Source organism: Lactobacillus sp. UMNPBX4, assembly GCF_002554115.1.
GTDB classification, from domain to species: domain Bacteria; phylum Bacillota; class Bacilli; order Lactobacillales; family Lactobacillaceae; genus Lactobacillus; species Lactobacillus gallinarum.
In genome coordinates, this window is sequence record NZ_PCZF01000019.1 from 20,162 (window position 1) to 37,703 (window position 17,542).

The following is a 17,542-nucleotide window of genomic DNA, read 5'->3' on the forward strand; positions in this document are numbered from 1 at the left end:
GGGTCATATCATTTAAGGGGCTTTTTTATCTATAAAATAAAGTTTAGAAAAGTCTCTATCGTGCCACTTTCATACATGATGTATAGTCCAAGTGGAATGAATACTAAGGGCACAATGATTCGCGTGTATTTTTCAATTGTCTCGGATATTAACGGAATAGAGGATAGCACCTGACTAAGCTTGCAAAAGATAATTACGCCGATTGCGAACACAAGCAACGCCACGAGGGTCTGTGCCCAATCTAACGAAGCAAAATAAGGTATATAGATACCTAAATTATCTCCGCCAGACGCAATTGTCAGCAATGTAACTGTCCAAAACAGTTGATTTGCCTTACTTTGTTCTAATCTTTCAATAGTTTCTTCCTCTTCTTCTTCCTCACCTTCTCCAACAATTGCAAAGCGAATCCCTAAATAGATAGGGATTAAACCAAGCAATCCAACCATCCATGCTTTAGGCACGAAATTGACGACATAAGCAGCAACTAAACTCACCCCTACAAGTAAGCCCGTGCCTAGATATTGCCCCGCATAAATATGCTATTTCTGTTTATTCTGTGATAGCTGTGCAAATAAAATAATCAAAACAATTAAATAACCTATACTGGTGGAAATATAAACACCAATAGCAGATATGATTGTCTGTCCCATAAAAAAACTCCTGTATTAGTCAGTAATAAATCAGCAGATTTTAGGGGAGCACAGACACATTAATTTAGCTATCGCTAGTGGGTAATGCAGGACGTAAGAACGCATTTTATCCTCCTCAAAACGTAGTTACAAAATAGTTTCTAACTGGAATTCGGTGATTACTTCCAAGTAAGTATAACTAACTATACTTTACAAGTAAAAGTGTGGGCTCTACGAGGTAGTAGCGTTCTCCCTTCCTACTGGGAGAACTGCTATTTTTCTGCGCCTATTACCCGGCTAGAAGAACCTCCGACGGGCTATTGCATAGCGAGCGCATCTCATGCAGAACTCTACCCGAGCGGGGCAGGCTAGTGTTAGCTTAACCACAAGAAAATGAATTAACTATTTAGAATGCATTTTTTTCAAGAGAAAAAAGACCAAACTACCAGCTGGTCTTTCTCCTCTATTTTTTTGAAATACACTTTATTAAAACAGTCATATGTGTCGTAAATATGGAGAAGCCAGCATATATAAAAAAGAGTGCCATGTGACACTCTTTTTGAGCTATTTAATATCAACAACACCGACAAATTCAACATCATCAATTGCAGTTAAGTAAAAACTATCAGTTGGTCCAAGTATTGCAAGTTGACCATTTTTGATTGTACATTCTTGATCTGGTGTGGTCAGTTTCACCGTCCCTTTTAAGGGAATGAGAACTATATTTCCAGGTACAGGGTGAAATTCTCCGTTGTTTGTCACTGTATTTTTCTTTAGTATACGATGACCAACCCGTCTTTGACCATTTTCGTAAAGGTGTTCATGGACCTCATCACCGCGACTACCAGTTAATATTTTTATATAATATATACCCCCAAGTTAATTGACTTTTTTACGTGGCTTTTCAGTATTATTGGAATTTTGTTGAGTGTTGTTTCCACAGCAGCCCATACTACCAGAGCCACCGTGCATACCCTTGTGCATAAATAGCATCATGAGTGGGTGTGCTAGAAGAAAAAGGGCTATCAGAATCCATTGTGACATAGTTTCACTTCCTTTTGCTTTGTTTCTATAATAAGTTTTTGTCATCACTTAATTATACGTTTTTTATCTTTTTACCAGTCAATCCCATCGCATTAATTGCCACGATAATTGACGACATCGCCATGGCCACAGCACCAACGGCTGGGTCTAGAGTGATTCCCATAAATGACAACACACCGGCAGCGAGTGGAATTGCGACAATATTGTAGCCTGCTCCCCACCAGAGATTTTGAACCATTTTCCGATTTGTGATTTTAGCCAAATCAAGAAAATGTAAAATATCGCTGGGTTCTGATTTAACCAACACAACATCAGCGGAATCAATGGCAACATCGGTTCCGGCACCAATTGCAATTCCAATATCGGCCGCGGAAAGACTTGGTGCATCATTTACGCCGTCACCAACCATGATGACGTGATTGCCCTTTGCTTGATAATCAGCAATAATCTTTTGCTTATCATCTGGTAATAGGCCTGCATGGAATTCAGTCAATCCTAGTAAGTTAGCAACGTGTTCCGCGGCTTTTGGATTATCGCCAGTGAGCATTACAGGGGTAATTCCTCGCCTCTGAAGACCACTAATTAATTCCTTAGCACTCGCTTTGATGGTGTCGCCTTCAGCAACCATTCCTTGAACTTGGGTGCCCTGCAATAGGAAGCTGACGGAATTACCCTTAGCAGCCCATTTATCAGCAGTGGCCTTGTCAAACCTGATCCCTTGCTTCGTTAAATAGTTACCATTAACAATCATATAGTCAGTGCCATCAATATTACCGGAAATACCAACACCCGGAATATTTTGAGACTTTTCAGCCGCAACGACTTCAATGTCCTTCGCTTGGGCTTCAGCAATGATTGCTTGGGCCAGCGGATGAGTCGAATTATTTTCAAGGGCGGCCAGTCGGCTTAATAACGTTGTTTCGTCAATCCCATTATTTGGAATCAATGCATTCACCGTAAATTTACCTTCTGTTAACGTGCCAGTTTTATCCAAGAGAACGTGGCTAACATGTTGACTTGCTTCAATGGCTTGGCGATTTCGAACTAATAGCCCATTTTGAGCGCCAATCGTAGTAGAACGAGAAACCACTAATGGAATCGCTAATCCTAATGCATGCGGGCAAGCAATCACGAAGACGGTCACCATGATCGTCATTGCAGTCGCCAATCCCTGGGGTAACCAGGCAAAGAAAGCAATAATCCCAACACTAAGTGCCGCGTAAAATAGATACTTGGCAACTAAATCAGCTTTATCTTCTGCTTTAGATTTAGCTTGCTGGGCATTTCGAACCATTTTCATTACTTGAGAAAGATAGCCGGAGTCACCAGTACCACTAATTTTAACCGTTAGCGTCCCGTTATTGTTGATTGTACCACCAATGACCTTATCGCCAACGTTCTTGGTAACGGCAGCAGATTCACCGGTTACCAGTGCTTCATTCACGGTCGACTCCCCAGCCGTAATAACACCATCGGCTGGAATACTCTCACCTGAACGCACTTGGAAAGCTTGACCAACTTTTAAATCAGATACTGGCACTTCTTTTGTTTCACCATTATCTGTAACTAGATGGGCCGTCTTAGGCAACAGAGCCGCCATCTTTTGTAATGCATTCCCAGCCCCCATCAATGCATTCATTTCAATCCAGTGTCCTAGAAGCATAATTAAAATCAGGGTTGCAAGTTCGAACGAAAAATCCATTACAGGATTTGCCGGGTTCAAGAAGTTGTTGGCAATAAATGCGTACAAACTGTAGAAATACGAAACGGAAATGCCAAGGGTTACTAGCGTCATCATTTCAGGAGATTTATTCTGAATTTCCGCTTTAGCCCCCTTTAAAAAGGGCATTCCGCCATAAAAGTAAAGTGCCGTATCAAACAAAACGATGATAATGCCAACAATTAGCGGTGAACTGAAACTAAGGATGGAAACGTTTAAACCCATGATTGGTGCTAACAGTAAAACTGGAATCGCTAAGACAACGGAGACCCAAAATTTAACTTTCAAATTCCCCATATGCATCATTGAGCCACCGTGCATCATCATGTCGGTCCCAGCCATATCCATATCACCGTGATTCATGTTCATTTGGCTGTGATCCGTTTCGGTCATATCGTGATCCATATGACTCATATTTGATTCATTATTTTCCATATTCTTAGCACTCATACTTTTCATGTTCATATGTTCCTCTTTATTTTCCATGATTATCGACCCTCCTAAAAATAAGTGTGCGTAGCAAAGCGGTTAGAAGCCTAAATATAAGTTCCTTGTGTGGAAATCCCCGGGCTCGGGATTTTTGTGCAGCAATCCTAAAAGTAAACAGAACACCACAGTCTTAACACTTTTGATCACCTGGCAAGCAGTTACACTGAACTTCCTCGGGCGCTGTTTTGGCCTTTTCAGCTAGAATCGCCTGTAAGTTCGCAATATCCGCCCGTGAGAGTTCCCTTGACTGAATAACGCCGGCAATTGTTGAACCAACCCGCATCGCACACATATGGTCAAACAAATCATCTGCCGCTGCCGCCATTGATTTCTTCTCGCCAACAACCGGCTTATACGTGAATGGTCGACTGCCGCCATGCTGCGCAACCGCCTGTTTTTGAATCAACCTGTGAAGTAGCGTTTTGGTTGTTGAGGCTGACCAGCCTTCTAATTCGTTCATAGCATCAATTAGTTCACGACTAGTCGCATGTCCCATTGTCCAAATTACTTTCATAACCATCCATTCAGAATCGGTGATGGTTACATTCTTTGCATCCTTCAATTGGCTTCCTCCATTAATTGAATTCTAAGTTTACGTTTGTAGACTCCTAACATTTATTAGTTTACAATTGTAGTCACAATAATGCAACCTTTCTGCCAGAAAATACTATGAATTTTTCACTATAATGAATACTTGCTAGAAAATAGTTCTTTATATCAAGAACTTAAAAGATATTACCGTGGGAAAGATTAACATATTTTGTATTCATAAATTGAAAGTAATGATGTAGAATATAAAACTTTAATGTCATTAGGTACATTAACAGGAGCCGTCATTGTGAAATTGAAGTTATTGTCGGCCTCGTCGTTAATATTAATGACCGCCACTCCGTTATTAACTTTTTGCAAATTGTTGTCGATTCTCAAGTCATATTCTAATGCCCCAGGATTTTTATCATCAGCAATAGTATTATCAACTGCAAATGCATCGCTTGGTCCCTTAATACCTGATGCAATGTGGACTTGTTGAGCAGTACTAATGGTCCAGTTACCATTACCTAAGACATAAACATTGTCAGATTTTCCTTCAGTTTGAGTGCTCTTCCAATCTGAATAATCTTTGGCTGGTGTCTCAAGCATCTTAATATGAGGACTGTACATGTAAATCGCCCATTTATGAGACAGCCAAAGGTAAGTTATTAATATGAACATCATTGTTATGAACAGCGGTAGTATCAAAGATATAGCCTGTACCAGTGTAATCAAGCTTCACTACTTCTTGGTCATCAACCGTAAAGTGAGTAATCTTTGGTTGTTGTTCCGGAGGTTGTTTCCAACCACGATCAAAATTACCATTATAAACAGTACCTTCTGGCAAAACATAATAGAAAATTGGTTCAAGCACGCTATGAGAAGTGGCATTTCTATCTGCATTACTGTAAACTGAAAGAAATCCTGCATCGTTATCACCAGGCATGCGCTTATGTTGTTCATAATAAGTTCCCACACTAGTTTTAGGCTCTGCTAAATTTTGTCTAGCATATAAAGGACTTGCAAATACCCAACTATTTTCATTGCCTTTAATTAGGCCACTATAAACAAAACCAATTTTGGAATCGAATTCGTAACCGTCTTTGATTGGTGTGCCAGCCTTTAATGTCTTATTAACTGTACCGTAGGCTTTAATTCGATTATCACCGTTAAAAATAGCATCAGCAGAAATCACGTTAGGTGTAATGACAACCTTGGCAATACTTTGATTATCCGTGGCTTCAATACTTTGACCGGCTTGAATAGTCTCAGAGTTTGTTTGACCATCGGTATAAGTTATTGTATAGGCATGGTGTCAGGTAAATTAACTGGATCGTATGGAGTATCTAAGTGATTAATATTTAAACCATCAGGAAAAGTAAGCGTAATTTTAGCAGTAGTAATATCTTGATTGGTTGTATTTTAAAAACCAAAAAAGTTAACCAGCTTGGAAGGGTCAACATCTTGTGGAATTTGATGTGAGTCCGCATAAACATCCGCAGATAGTGTGATTTCTGGTACTTCATTGTTTGGCTTACTACCTAGTAAAGTTTCAGTCCAAGGTTGATCTAAATCTCTAATAAGAAACCGTCTGCCTTTATGATAGTTTGATCGATATGAATTGTTTTATCTGCCTTGATTACAGTATCGTCAACTGACTGAGCAACAGCATAGTGACCTACAATTCTATAACCAAAACTACCATTGTTCCAATGTTGACGACCACTACGCTTTGGCACATGAATAACAATAGTGCCACCGGGTCCAACAGCTTGAGTAATAGTTGTTTGATCGCCAAAATCATTAATCGTGTAAGTTTTATCTTGGTTCAACACAAAACTATCAGGTACAGGAATTGTAATAATGGTATTAGTGTTCACTGTAGAATTAACTTTTTTGCTAGAATAATCAAGACCTTTGGCTACGCCGTCTGTTTCATTAATGTCAAGTTCATAGGTATAGTCAGTATTTGGCAAAGCTCGTACAGAATCAGCTATAGGACTTGTACGCTTAAATGTAGGATTCATTTCTGGACTAACAACTTGTGTCAAGTTCAATTCTTTAGTTTCGGAATTTCCAGCTTCATCTTTTTTAGTGATGGTTATTTTCTTGAGTACATCACCAATAAATTCCATTGGTGTATCCTGACTGCCATAATTATTACTTGGATTTAAAGTAAATTGTTGGTGAATTGTACCGGCATTATCATCAGTAAATGTGTTAGTGATGATGCATTTATCTTCATCATTAGCGATCGTAGTTGTACCACCAGACTGAATATTTTGTCCATCAGTACCAATACCATAAGTTCCTTTAGGAATTACAATTTGATATTGATCGCCCTTTTTTGGATTAGAAACGTTGAAATCAACAGCAATTGCTGTGGTATCACCAGTCGCACCTATTGTATTGCGACTAATTGATAATGTAGCACCGCCATTTCCGAAAGTTACTGATTTAGCGGTTGACTCAGTTTTTGATTCTAATAATTGTTTAGTTGCATCTACTGATGATGCCTTTGAAGTAGTGATCGTTTCTTGTTTAGGATCTTTTTCTACATTAATCTTGGCAGTATCATTTTGGCTAATTTGTGTTGGTTGAGTAGTAGTCTCTTCCTTGTCAGTAGTTTGTGTAACCTGTTCTGCTTCTGTATTATTTGTTTCTTTTTTAATAATTTGATTATCGTATGTAAGAGTATTATCTAATGTCTTATCAGAACTGTGACTGTCAGTATTTACATCTAAATTATCTGTTGAAGTTTGAGAGCTTGTTTCTTTAACAGTTACTTGAGTAGCATTATTGTCTACAGCAGCTGAAACTGTTTCAGTTTTAATCCCTATGAAAAACGCACCAATAATTGCGGAAACCAACGCACCTGATGCTAATTTTCTAAAGCTGTAGTGTTGTTCAATTTCTTGGTTTAAGTGTAAGTTCTTCTTTTTCAGTCTCATTGTTATCAATCCCTTAATACAAATAAAACATCATTTATTTTTTTGATGATGGTATTAAAAAAGAGAACCTCGTTTTCGAAGTTCTCTTTTAACTTATTTCAAAATAATGTCGGTTGGCTTAATATCCTTTCCAAAGTATGGTGCAAGTTCTGTTTGATAATCTTTTACAAAGAAGCCTTCCTGAGTTAACTTAGTTATTTCTTGATTGGTCCATTTTAATAATGAGAGATTGCCCTTCTTTACAGCTGGAGACACATACTGGCGTGACCCAATACTTTTAATGCCGACTACATACTTCGGATTTTTCTTAACCCAAGCATAAAGATATGAATTATCATCAGCTAAGGCTGCACCACGGCCATTTTTTAGCGCGTTGAACTGCTGCGTCTTAGAGTCAAATTTTAATAAGTCAACACCAGATTGTTTAGCAAAATAGTTTTCGGCTGTCGTGCCCTTAGTGACAATCAATTTTTTACCCTTTAATTCTTGGGCACTTTTGATTGGCGCGTTTTTAGGCGAAATTACACCCACTGACACCTTCATATAAGGCTTGGCAAAATCAACTACATCCTTACGTTCAGGCGTTACTGTAAAGTTAGCTAAAACTATATCCGCTTTGTTTGAATTCAAAGTATCTACACGATTATTGGCATTTACTTGAATAAAACGAATTTTAACGTTTAAATCTTTAGCTATTCTACGCGCTAAGTAAACATCATACCCTACTCTTTTGCCTTGGTCATTTACCCAACCGTATGGTGGTAAGTCTCCAAAAACTGCAACTCTGATATAGCCACGGCGTTTAATTTCTGAAATACCGTTTTCATTGCTCCAACGGCTGCCAGCAGTACCGCTATTTAAATTAGGTTGTGTGAAGCCAAAATAAGCAGCACTCACTACCACTATCAGAGCAACGATGCCCATAATAATATTAAAAATATTTTTCTTTTTCATTGGCTTTATCCTTAATAATCCATACTGTCTAGGAAATCTTTTGCTCTTTGCGTTTGAGGATGATTAAAGAATTCTTTTCCTGGTGTATCTTCTAAAATATGGCCATCTTCCAAAAAGAGTACTTCATCTGCAATTCGGAAAGCAAAATTCATTTGGTGAGTAACGATAATCATTGTCATGTGATCACGTTTAGAAAGGAGCTCAACGATTTCCTCAATTCCGCGTACCATTTCGGGATCGAGGGATGCGGTGATTTCATCCAAAAGCATGATTTCAGGTTTCATTGCCAATGCACGAACTATGGCTACTCGTTGTTTTTGACCACCTGATAATTCTCTAGGATAAGCATTTAGATATTGCTCTAATCCAACTTGCTTTAGTAATTTAATTGCTTCTTCTTTAACTTCATTTTCATCACGTTTTTGTACCTTTACTGGAGCAAGTAAGACGTTTTCTATCACGGTTAGATTTGGAAAGAGATCGTAACTTTGGAAAACCATACCGATTTTTTGTCGCAAGATTTGCCATTCTTTAGGACTAGGATCAATCTTCTTCTCGTGGAAATAGATTGATCCATTTTTATAATCTTCTAATCCATTCAAAGTTCTAAGTAAGGTACTTTTACCAGAACCAGATGGTCCAAGTAATGTTAATACTTCACCCTTTTTCAGTGAAAAATTAATGTTATGTAAAACTTGTCGTTCATCATAAAACTTATTTAAATGCTCAACTTTTAAAATTTCTTCAGTCATAATAGTCACCTATTTTCTTTCATTAGTTAATTTCTTAGCCCAAGCTGATAATGGGTAATCGAGAACGAAATATAAAATAAAGATCAAACCGTAAACCCAGAAAACACCAGTTGGATATTGTTGGTTATTTGCTTCGATAATTTGCTGGGCAACATTGATTACTTCCATAATGCTGATAACCAGTAAAAGTGAAGTTGTCTTAATTACTCTCGTTGCTAAATTAATCGTAGCGGGTAGTTCAAGTTTAATTGCCTGAGGAAGCAGAACATATCTAAACAGCTGAATTTTACTTAAACCTAGTGCTAAACCAGATTCTCGTTGACTCTTAGGAACTGATTCAATTGCTCCGCGAACAATATCGCTAAATTCGGCAGCTACCCATAGTGAAAATGCTAAAACTGCCATCCAGGTTGCTGGCCAATTAACATGAAAAGTTCGCGGCAAAATATAGTAAACCAGGTAAAGTAAAACGATCGTAGGTACTATTCGGAAGAATTCTAGATAAACTCGCAGAATAAAACGAATGAATTTATTAGATAAAGTTCGCAGAATACCGAAAATAATACCAATTGCTAAACCGATTATTAATGAAATAGTTGCGATCCAAATTGAGGTCCAAAGACCAGCCATTAAACGGGCGAAGTTACTTCCTTCAAATAAAACATTAATTCCCGAATGCACCATAACGAACTCTCCTTTCAAGCCAAGTTAATAAAAGAATTACTGGGATCAAGATAATTGCGTATGCAATAACCAGCATTAATAAATATTCATTAGAACGGTAATACATTCCAATTAAATCTAAGGCCGTGTTGGTTAATTCAGGAATCGCAATTACTGAGAAAATTGATGTTTCTTTAATTAAAAAGATAATATTAGCTGTTAAGGCAGGCATGCTTAAGGCAAAGCCTTGCGGAAAAACAACATAGCGAGCTAATTGAAAACGACTCATCCCCAATGCTTTTCCGCTATTAATTTGACTCGTAGAAATTCCATTAAAGCCACCAGTAAATCCCTCAGCCATGTATGCTCCACCTAAGAAAATTAAACCGATAATGCCGCAAACTTCTGCGGACATTTTTATTCCGATAACTGGAAAAGCGTAGTACAGGAAAAATAATTGAATTAAAAGTGGTGTGTTTCGTGCTAGTTCAACATATGCTGTCATGACTTGACTGAGTACTGGTACTTTAAAATATTGCGTCAGGCTAGCGATTATTCCAACAATAATTGAACCTATTATTCCAATTAGCGATAGCCAAATTGTGAGTCCAAATGCATGGACAAATACTGGCAACGCTTGTTGTATGATTGACCAATTCATAAGATCTTACCCTCCCAAAGACCAAACAAAAAAGGATCCACGAACCAATTCAGTTCGTAGATCCTTAAAATAGCTAAATTAAAAAACCAAGTTAACTATAAATATATCGAAGTACGTCATGCTGAATTAGCGTATGCAAAAAAGTATTGTCTTTTGGACAACATACACAGTTATGACATATAGCTTGTAAATTCAACATGTTGGTACTCCTTTCTTACTTTTAGTAACTTCCATTGACTATTAGTGTAAACTCATGCTTATTTATTGTCAATTGATTTTTTAAATAATAGTTGGATTCGTCTCAATTTTCTTTTTAAGACTCCTCGTTTTTCGAGTAAAATAAATTTACGGGATAAAGTTTCTGGTGTAGTTCCTAAATAAAGTGCTAAATCTTTCATTTTTAATGGTAGTATAAATGATTTATGTCCTACTTTTTTGGCATAGGTCTGCAAATAATTAAGTAGTCTATCCTCTACTTTAGGAAGACTTAATAATTGTATTTGTTTCTGCAAAGCACGTACTTTAATGATGTTTTGTTCTAGGAGCTTTATGCTTAATTCCGGTTGTTTTTTCATCAAAGCTAAAAAGTCATTGCGATTCAGTAAACAAATTTCACTATCTTCTGTGGCTTCAACGTAGGTATTGGTATTAGCCTCACCAAATAACCAATTTTCACCAGCATAATCTCCAGTTTTCAAGACTTGAATAACATTCTCATGTCCCTCTTTGTTCAAGGTATAAAGACGAGCGCTACCATGAGCAAGAATTATTAAATTACTATTTGAAGTGGGATCCAAGACTAACTCATTTTTTCGATAATTTTGGTGATGAACTAGCTCTTCTATTTGCATTTGCTCATCTATAGGCAATGCATTAAATAGTGGGACTAACTGAACACATAACTCTGCCATTTAAAGACTTCATTTATTTAAAAATCGTCATCATCATCGTCTTCTTCAGTATACAATCCTTCACGCAAATCGTGATTCAAAAAGTTTTGTGATTGGCGAATTTGTTCTTTAATCCATGATAATAATTCTACTAAGTTCGCACTTAATTCTGGCCAATTTTCATTTTGGGCTAGAGTAATAGCCTTAGTAATAAAAAGAATTTGCGTATCAAAGTCTTTTACTAATGTAAATAATTGATCGTTACCCTTTTCGTATTTTGTAGCTCCATTTTCTTCGAGCATAGTATATTCTTTAAATTGGTCGGTGGTTGTAGGAATACTTTCGCCATTATTTACCAAAATTTGGTTTAATTTGTTGAACTCTGTTTGTTCGTATTCAATCCATTTAGGAGCATATTGACATAAAAATAAACTAGCATTACCTTTGGTAAAGAATTTAGCTTGGCTAATTTTTAAGGAGTGAATTAATAAGTTAGCAATGATATGACCAACCATTGCTCCGACCGTGGGAGTGTGATGGTCTATTTAACTTTGCTTTAGTTCTGATTGGTATGCTTCTTCTGAATTCATTTAATTAATCTCCTTTTCTTTAATGTCCATAACTTCATAACCCATTTTTTCGATAGCATTCTTCACATCATCTGTGTTGGTCTTGTTTGAATCCATTACAAACTTTAATTTGCCAGCGTTGAACAAAACCTTAATTTGATCAGTGCCATTAACGTTTTCAACAGCTTTTTCAATTTTGGTTAAACAAGATGGACAAGTCATGCCACCTAACTTCATCATTACTTTTTGCATAAATATCTTCCTTTCATCATTACATATTAAATTCTAAATCTTTTTTCTTCTTAGAAACTTGACGGTCATCAAGTTTTTAATAATTTTTAATTAAGCGCATCCCATTTAAGATAACGACTAAAATACTAAATTCATGGATAAACATGCCACTAGCCATTTCAACATAACCCGCAAACAATCCAACGAACAATAGCAGTACGGTTAATAATGCAATTGCAATGTTTTCATTCATGTTCAAGACAGTTCGCTTAGAAATTGCTAAGGCATAGTCAATTTTACGTAAGTCATTTTTCACCAAAACAATATCTGCCACGTCAATTGCTACATCGGTACCACTACCGATAGCAATAGCAACGTCAGCATTAGCTAGGGCAGGGCTATCATTGACTCCGTCACCAATAAAAGCTATATGATGACCATTTGCTTGTTCGTTTTTAATAAATTGCGCTTTATCTGCAGGTAACATTTGTCCATGTACTTCATCAATTGGCAACTCTGCCGCAATTTGTTTTGCTGTTTCTTGATTATCGCCTAAGAGCATCACTAGTTTTTTAATCCCAAGTTGTTTTAATTTAAGCAATGCAGCTTTAGATTCTGGTCGAAGTCGGTCCTTAATGCCAAAGACTGCTAACATACTTTGATCAGTGTTAGAAAAAATGACAATAGAGTTACCTAAATTGCTTAATTTATTAACTATTTTAGTTAGTTTTGCATTAACAAAAGTATGCTCTTCAATTAATGCTAAATTGCCTAAATAGTATTTATCGTTTTCTAAAGTAGCAGAAATTCCTTTTCCTTTAATTGTATTAGTAGTAATATGATCTATCTTTTCATCAGCTAATTTAGCAATTGCTTTTGCTAATGGGTGGTTACTTCGAGCTTCAATACTTACAGCTAAATTAATAATTTCTCTTCTATCACCATTTAGAATATGAATTTCATGTTTTCCTCCTATTCCAGCTTAAGCCCAGCGCTTTCAACGGCCTTTTGTAAAACTTGCATTACTTCGTCACTATGGTTGAGCATTTTTTTGCATTTGGACATGTCATGTTTTTCTATCATCCGGTTAAATTCTTTAAACTCCTCAAATATTCGATGAGGATATACTTTCTTATCAATATGTTGTAGTTTTTCACTGTTATGGTAAATATCAAATGAATCCATGACATTAGCTGGTCCATTAACTACAATTGTTTCATTTTCTCCTTCGATAGTTGAAGTTACAGGTGCTCCTGAATCTTTTGCTGCAATTGATAAAACTTTGAAATCACCATAATCCAGTAGCAAAATACCAGATGTATCAACATCACGTTGAATATTGGCTAAATATTCAACTGATTTTGGCATCCCGAAAAGTCCCACTATAAAGTGAATATTATAAATGTTCAGATCCATCAGAGCACCACCACCCTTTTTAGGGTCAAATACTGGTAAAATTTTTCCCTCTTTAAAAGCATTGTAACGGTGAAAATTATTGTGAGTAATTCATGGACACAATTCTAATTAGACCTAGAATCAGGCAATCTATCTTTTAATCCTTGATAGTTTGTTAAATATTGATTGGTAATTGCTTCAGCTAGAATTAGATCTTTTTCTAATGCCAACTGTTTTAATTTCTTAAATTCATCGTATTTAACAGTGAATGGCTTTTCACAAATCACATTTTTATTAGCTAATAATGCTTGTTTGACAAATGAGTAGTGCAGGAAGTTAGGTACGGCTACATATACTGTATCAGCATTTGTTTCCCTTAAAGCAGTTGCATAATCAGTATAAATATTTTGAATATTATATTGTTTAGCTAATTCTTTCATAGTAGTTAAATCGTTTTCTGTACCAGCAATTCCAGTTAATTCCACTTTTGACAAATCCTTAGTTATTTGAAGCCAATCTTGTACAATAAAGCCGGCACCAGCAATTAAAAGTTTCATTTTTAGTATGATCAATATTCAAAAATTAAGCAAACAAAAAACTACAGAACCTATCTGCATAAGTCTGTAGTTCTATTATTTTAAAGCATATTATGTTTTTTCATTCTTTCCTCGAAAATGCCGTTAACAAGTTTAGTCATTTTTTGCTTTTGTTCATCACTAGGATCCTTTTCAAAAGCAGCATATAAATCAGGATATTCTTTAGCGATTAATTTACAAGTATTATTAGTTGCATGTTTACGAAAAATAGCAGGAATTTTTTTCAAGTATTCAGGTTTCACTAAAGTAATGATTTTTTCGTTAGTTGTCATTTCTTTCAACTCCTATAATTTAACTAAAGCTATTTTAGCTGAAGAAATTAGCTTTTACAAGCTTACTAAAAGTTAGTTTACATAATTTTAAATATTGTTAGTTCTTGTAATCTTCACCATAGATATATCGATGCAATTTTAAATATTGCTCACTTAGTCTTTTTTCATTGGCGTTATCTTTAGGATAGTAATATCTTTTTCCTTCCAAACCTTGAGGCATGTAATTTTGCTTTGCAATCTGATGTGGTTCAGCAAATGGGCTTTTAATCAAACCACCACCGGTAATTTCTTCAGAATGCTTATAATGCATGTCACGTAACCCTCGAGGCATGGGGTGTTGACTAGGATGTTCAGTGTCTTTGTCTAACTTATCCCAAATTTCATCAAAAGAACCAGATTTTGGTGAAATGCACATCAACATAGTGGCAAATATTAAAGGATACTTCGCTTTAGGCATCCCCACCTTTTCCGCCTGATTAGCAGCCGTAACTATTTGAGTAACCTGTTGCGGATTGGCCAAACCAATATAAGTATATGGAATTTCTCTTAACCGGCGGACAACAGATGGCAAGTCTCCATTTTTCAATAAAACTGCTAAATAATAAAGTGCAGCATCTGTATCTGAACCAGCCATAGAGTCTGAATAGGCAGCTAAATAGTCGTAATGTTTAGTTGCCTTTTTGTCATAGCTAAAATTCTGTCCTTTAGCAAAGTTTTTAACATCTTGAACAGTTAATTCTTCAGGATTAATTGCATGAACTGTTTCTAATATATTTAACGCAACACGTAGATCACCATCTGCTGCAATAGCTATTAATGTCAATGCATCTGTTTCAATCTGTTCATCTTTCAATTTGAGAACTTCTGTTGCGGCACGTTTTAAAACTATCTCAATATCTTGATCGCTTAATGCTTTAAATTCAAAAATCTGACAACGAGAACGTACAGCTGGAACTATTGACATAATCGGATTTTCAGTTGTTGCACCGACAAGCAGAATATGACCATTTTCCAAATATGGCAAAAGAAAATCTTGTAGGTTTTTAGTCATTCGATGAATCTCGTCAATAAGCAAAACAAAGGGCTGATAAGGATAAGTTTTGATAAATTGATCTAATTTAGCTTTATTGTCGATTGAGGCATTAAATTTTGCTAAAGGATAATCAAATTGCTTAGCTATGATTTGGGCTAAACTAGATTTTCCAGTACCTGGTGGTCCCCATAAAATTAGAGAAATATTGACTTTTTGTTCAATAATTCGACGAAGAGGTTTTCCTTTACCAAGAAAATCTTGTTGGCCTACCATATCATTCAGTGTTTGCGGTCGCATTTTATCTGCCAGAGGTGTTCTGAAAGACATTATTTCCACCACAATTTAATTAAAGCTTGTGTGCCATCATTACCTAGTTTTTTGTCATCAACTAAAACTTCATATAAATGTTTTGCCTCTTTGGTTGAAGGTAAGTCTAAGTTCATCTTTTCTGCTTCTTCGAGAGCAATACGTAAGTCTTTCAAAAAATGTTTGGCAAAAAAGCCAGGGGTATAGTCACCTTTTAGTATACGTGGACCATAAGATCCTAGACTAAAGTTTTCTGCAGCACCAGATTGTAGTGTTTGACAAACCTGTTCCAAGTTAAGTCCAGCAGCTTTTGCATAAACAAGCATCTCCGTCATACCAGTCATAGTTCCGGCAATCATAATTTGGTTAGCCATCTTAGCATGTTGACCGCTACCGTAGGGACCGAAGTAATTCAATTTACTTGAAAAGGTCATGAAGATATCACGTAATTGATCAAGATCTTCTTCATGTCCACCAATCATGACTGTTAATGTCCCCTTTTTGGCGCCAATATCACCACCAGAAACAGGTGCATCAAAAATATGAATCCTCTTATCTTCACCAGTTTGACCAATCTTTTGGGCTAAGCTTGGTTTACTAGTGGTCATGTCAATGATGTACTGCCCTGCTTGGGCTGTTTCGAAGATCCCATTTTCTCCAAAATAAATGTTCTCAACATCTTGTGGAAAGCCTACCATCGTGAATAAAACATCTACCTGCTTAGTTAATTCGGCAGGATTGTCTGCCCACTTGGCTCCATTATCCAAGACAGGTTGAGCGTGAGCCTTAGTTCTGTTGTAAACTGTGACGTCATAATTATTCTTTAGTAAATTATTAATAATGCCAGTCCCCATTACGCCAGTACCAATAAATCCAATTTTCATTACTGTATTCTCCTTTAATTTTTATAATAATTAACTAACCAAATAATGAAATTAATAATAATCGTTAATATCCAAATTGATGATAAAACTGCTCCAATAATAATTAAAACAAAGGCCAATTGCTCATTTCCGTTTTTGGAATATAGAATAACTCCCCAAGCTGAAAAAGCCACACTAGCAATAATTATGATCCATTCAAGAATATGATACGATGTAGAATCTGTCTTCATCTGGACATAATCATCACGTTCATCATCATCGTCAATAGTACCAATATCTTTCATTAGATAGTAATTACCCAAGGTTACCAAAATCAAAATTACTAACCAAACTAAATCTTTGATAGTGTGACCTCGCCCATTAAAAATATCATTATATAAATCAACCATGTCTATAATAGTTATGATCAGAAAGAATACTGTACTTATAGCGTATTTAATTTTTCTCTTTTTATCATTCTTCTTCATTTTCAACAAACTCCTTCAAGCAAAATAAAGTTTCAATATCTGTCCCAAATAATTTAGCCAGTTTATAAGCTAAAACAATGGAAGGCTTATATTTCCCTTTCTCCACTGAAATAATTGTGCGCTCTGTCACGCGCACCTTTTCGGCAACCTCCCGTTGTGTCATTTTATTTTCTTTTCGATATTGTTTAACTAGATTTGGAATTTTGATCCCTCCCTAAAACATGAAACCTACTTCATGTAGTTTACTTCACATTGTAACAATTTTTGCCCAATTTGCAATAAAATAGAAGTAACGAAATGAGGTTTTATGATGACAAAAATTAATTTAATGAAAAACGCCCGAAAATCTCCGTATTTTAATGCGGGGATGGATAGGGCTTGCCGCCAGAAATGGCATTGTAGATCTGGTCATTAATGTATTTTTCTACTACTTCTTTAGACATATTCCCCACCGTGCCAAAGTAATAGCTGGGTGACCATAAATGTCCGCCCCACATCTTGTTTT

General features: G+C 36.2%; 20 protein-coding genes and 3 pseudogenes. All 23 read right to left on the reverse strand.

All coding sequences use genetic code 11. The annotated features are described in order from the left end of the window. Positions 1 to 29 precede the first annotated feature (29 nt). Positions 30 to 650, reverse strand: a pseudogene (locus tag CP355_RS05110) (CadD family cadmium resistance transporter). A 543-nt stretch (positions 651 to 1,193) separates the two neighbouring features. After that, positions 1,194 to 1,325: a hypothetical protein gene (locus tag CP355_RS10720; RefSeq protein ID WP_255404534.1), complete on the reverse strand. Its 132-nt coding sequence runs from the start codon at positions 1,323 to 1,325 to the stop codon at positions 1,194 to 1,196. Positions 1,326 to 1,508: 183 nt separating this feature from the next. Then, the gene (locus CP355_RS05120; protein ID WP_080542591.1) at positions 1,509 to 1,673 is read right to left on the reverse strand and encodes a DUF2933 domain-containing protein; all 165 of its coding nucleotides are present in this window, start codon (positions 1,671 to 1,673) and stop codon (positions 1,509 to 1,511) included. 52 nt (positions 1,674 to 1,725) lie between these two features. After that, entirely contained in the window at positions 1,726 to 3,879 is a 2,154-nt protein-coding gene (locus CP355_RS05125; RefSeq protein ID WP_098044028.1) for a heavy metal translocating P-type ATPase, read from the reverse strand. A gap of 133 nt (positions 3,880 to 4,012) precedes the next feature. Beyond that, positions 4,013 to 4,444: a CopY/TcrY family copper transport repressor gene (locus CP355_RS05130; RefSeq protein WP_089145449.1), complete on the reverse strand. Its 432-nt coding sequence runs from the start codon at positions 4,442 to 4,444 to the stop codon at positions 4,013 to 4,015. Between the two features lie 188 nt (positions 4,445 to 4,632). Continuing rightward, positions 4,633 to 5,043, reverse strand: a complete 411-nt coding sequence (locus CP355_RS05135; protein ID WP_025006089.1) for a hypothetical protein — start codon at positions 5,041 to 5,043, stop codon at positions 4,633 to 4,635. Positions 5,044 to 5,056: 13 nt separating this feature from the next. Further along, positions 5,057 to 5,608, reverse strand: a complete 552-nt coding sequence (locus CP355_RS05140; protein ID WP_098044029.1) for a hypothetical protein — start codon at positions 5,606 to 5,608, stop codon at positions 5,057 to 5,059. Between the two features lie 373 nt (positions 5,609 to 5,981). Then, complete coding sequence (locus tag CP355_RS05145) at positions 5,982 to 7,364, reverse strand: YSIRK-type signal peptide-containing protein (protein WP_098044030.1); 1,383 nt, start codon at positions 7,362 to 7,364, stop codon at positions 5,982 to 5,984. Between the two features lie 93 nt (positions 7,365 to 7,457). Further along, positions 7,458 to 8,318: a transporter substrate-binding domain-containing protein gene (locus CP355_RS05150; RefSeq protein ID WP_098036370.1), complete on the reverse strand. Its 861-nt coding sequence runs from the start codon at positions 8,316 to 8,318 to the stop codon at positions 7,458 to 7,460. A gap of 11 nt (positions 8,319 to 8,329) precedes the next feature. Then, positions 8,330 to 9,070, reverse strand: coding sequence for an amino acid ABC transporter ATP-binding protein (locus tag CP355_RS05155; RefSeq protein ID WP_098044036.1), 741 nt, complete (start codon positions 9,068 to 9,070; stop codon positions 8,330 to 8,332). A gap of 9 nt (positions 9,071 to 9,079) precedes the next feature. Continuing rightward, entirely contained in the window at positions 9,080 to 9,754 is a 675-nt protein-coding gene (locus CP355_RS05160; protein ID WP_098044031.1) for an amino acid ABC transporter permease, read from the reverse strand. Continuing rightward, positions 9,735 to 10,394: an amino acid ABC transporter permease gene (locus CP355_RS05165; RefSeq protein ID WP_087176338.1), complete on the reverse strand. Its 660-nt coding sequence runs from the start codon at positions 10,392 to 10,394 to the stop codon at positions 9,735 to 9,737. Before CP355_RS05165 ends, CP355_RS05160 begins: the two co-directional genes overlap by 20 nt. Before the next feature lie 257 nt (positions 10,395 to 10,651). Continuing rightward, complete coding sequence (locus CP355_RS05170) at positions 10,652 to 11,305, reverse strand: Crp/Fnr family transcriptional regulator (RefSeq protein ID WP_098044032.1); 654 nt, start codon at positions 11,303 to 11,305, stop codon at positions 10,652 to 10,654. A 17-nt stretch (positions 11,306 to 11,322) separates the two neighbouring features. Continuing rightward, positions 11,323 to 11,829 carry a DNA-binding protein gene (locus CP355_RS05175; RefSeq protein ID WP_233186985.1) on the reverse strand — a complete coding sequence of 169 codons (507 nt, stop codon included), beginning with the start codon at positions 11,827 to 11,829 and terminating at the stop codon, positions 11,323 to 11,325. Positions 11,830 to 11,874: 45 nt separating this feature from the next. Next, positions 11,875 to 12,105, reverse strand: coding sequence for a heavy-metal-associated domain-containing protein (locus CP355_RS05180; protein ID WP_025006081.1), 231 nt, complete (start codon positions 12,103 to 12,105; stop codon positions 11,875 to 11,877). 76 nt (positions 12,106 to 12,181) lie between these two features. Then, positions 12,182 to 13,042, reverse strand: a pseudogene (locus CP355_RS05185) (HAD-IC family P-type ATPase); the annotation flags it as partial. Positions 13,043 to 13,056: 14 nt separating this feature from the next. Then, positions 13,057 to 14,036, reverse strand: a pseudogene (locus CP355_RS05190) (Gfo/Idh/MocA family protein). An 80-nt stretch (positions 14,037 to 14,116) separates the two neighbouring features. Beyond that, a complete protein-coding gene (locus tag CP355_RS05195; protein WP_087176336.1) occupies positions 14,117 to 14,347 on the reverse strand; it encodes a hypothetical protein in 231 nt (76 codons plus the stop codon). Between the two features lie 97 nt (positions 14,348 to 14,444). Then, positions 14,445 to 15,707, reverse strand: a complete 1,263-nt coding sequence (locus CP355_RS05200; RefSeq protein ID WP_098044033.1) for a replication-associated recombination protein A — start codon at positions 15,705 to 15,707, stop codon at positions 14,445 to 14,447. After that, positions 15,707 to 16,570, reverse strand: coding sequence for an NAD(P)-dependent oxidoreductase (locus CP355_RS05205; protein WP_098044034.1), 864 nt, complete (start codon positions 16,568 to 16,570; stop codon positions 15,707 to 15,709). The genes CP355_RS05200 and CP355_RS05205 overlap by 1 nt, the downstream gene beginning before the upstream one ends. Positions 16,571 to 16,584: 14 nt before the next feature. After that, positions 16,585 to 17,037: a hypothetical protein gene (locus CP355_RS05210; protein WP_035434446.1), complete on the reverse strand. Its 453-nt coding sequence runs from the start codon at positions 17,035 to 17,037 to the stop codon at positions 16,585 to 16,587. Continuing rightward, positions 17,024 to 17,239, reverse strand: coding sequence for a helix-turn-helix transcriptional regulator (locus tag CP355_RS05215; protein ID WP_025006076.1), 216 nt, complete (start codon positions 17,237 to 17,239; stop codon positions 17,024 to 17,026). Before CP355_RS05215 ends, CP355_RS05210 begins: the two co-directional genes overlap by 14 nt. 154 nt (positions 17,240 to 17,393) lie before the next feature. Continuing rightward, positions 17,394 to 17,542 (reverse strand): transposase (locus tag CP355_RS05220; protein ID WP_199161210.1); only part of this gene is annotated, 149 nt, incomplete at its 5' end.

Bases quoted from the DNA above. Each gene is read 5' to 3' on its own strand.
- CP355_RS05145 (WP_098044030.1), bottom strand. From the start codon at position 7,364: ATGAGACTGAAAAAGAAGAACTTACACTTAAACCAAGAAATTGAACAA.
- CP355_RS05200 (WP_098044033.1), bottom strand. From the start codon at position 15,707: ATGTCTTTCAGAACACCTCTGGCAGATAAAATGCGACCGCAAACACTG.
- CP355_RS05155 (WP_098044036.1), bottom strand. From the start codon at position 9,070: ATGACTGAAGAAATTTTAAAAGTTGAGCATTTAAATAAGTTTTATGAT.
- CP355_RS05135 (WP_025006089.1), bottom strand. From the start codon at position 5,043: ATGTACAGTCCTCATATTAAGATGCTTGAGACACCAGCCAAAGATTAT.
- CP355_RS05150 (WP_098036370.1), bottom strand. From the start codon at position 8,318: ATGAAAAAGAAAAATATTTTTAATATTATTATGGGCATCGTTGCTCTG.
- CP355_RS05180 (WP_025006081.1), bottom strand. From the start codon at position 12,105: ATGCAAAAAGTAATGATGAAGTTAGGTGGCATGACTTGTCCATCTTGT.
- CP355_RS05210 (WP_035434446.1), bottom strand. From the start codon at position 17,037: ATGAAGAAGAATGATAAAAAGAGAAAAATTAAATACGCTATAAGTACA.
- CP355_RS05165 (WP_087176338.1), bottom strand. From the start codon at position 10,394: ATGAATTGGTCAATCATACAACAAGCGTTGCCAGTATTTGTCCATGCA.
- CP355_RS05195 (WP_087176336.1), bottom strand. From the start codon at position 14,347: ATGACAACTAACGAAAAAATCATTACTTTAGTGAAACCTGAATACTTG.
- CP355_RS05170 (WP_098044032.1), bottom strand. From the start codon at position 11,305: ATGGCAGAGTTATGTGTTCAGTTAGTCCCACTATTTAATGCATTGCCT.
- CP355_RS05160 (WP_098044031.1), bottom strand. From the start codon at position 9,754: ATGGTGCATTCGGGAATTAATGTTTTATTTGAAGGAAGTAACTTCGCC.
- CP355_RS05125 (WP_098044028.1), bottom strand. From the start codon at position 3,879: ATGGAAAATAAAGAGGAACATATGAACATGAAAAGTATGAGTGCTAAG.
- CP355_RS05120 (WP_080542591.1), bottom strand. From the start codon at position 1,673: ATGTCACAATGGATTCTGATAGCCCTTTTTCTTCTAGCACACCCACTC.
- CP355_RS05205 (WP_098044034.1), bottom strand. From the start codon at position 16,570: ATGAAAATTGGATTTATTGGTACTGGCGTAATGGGGACTGGCATTATT.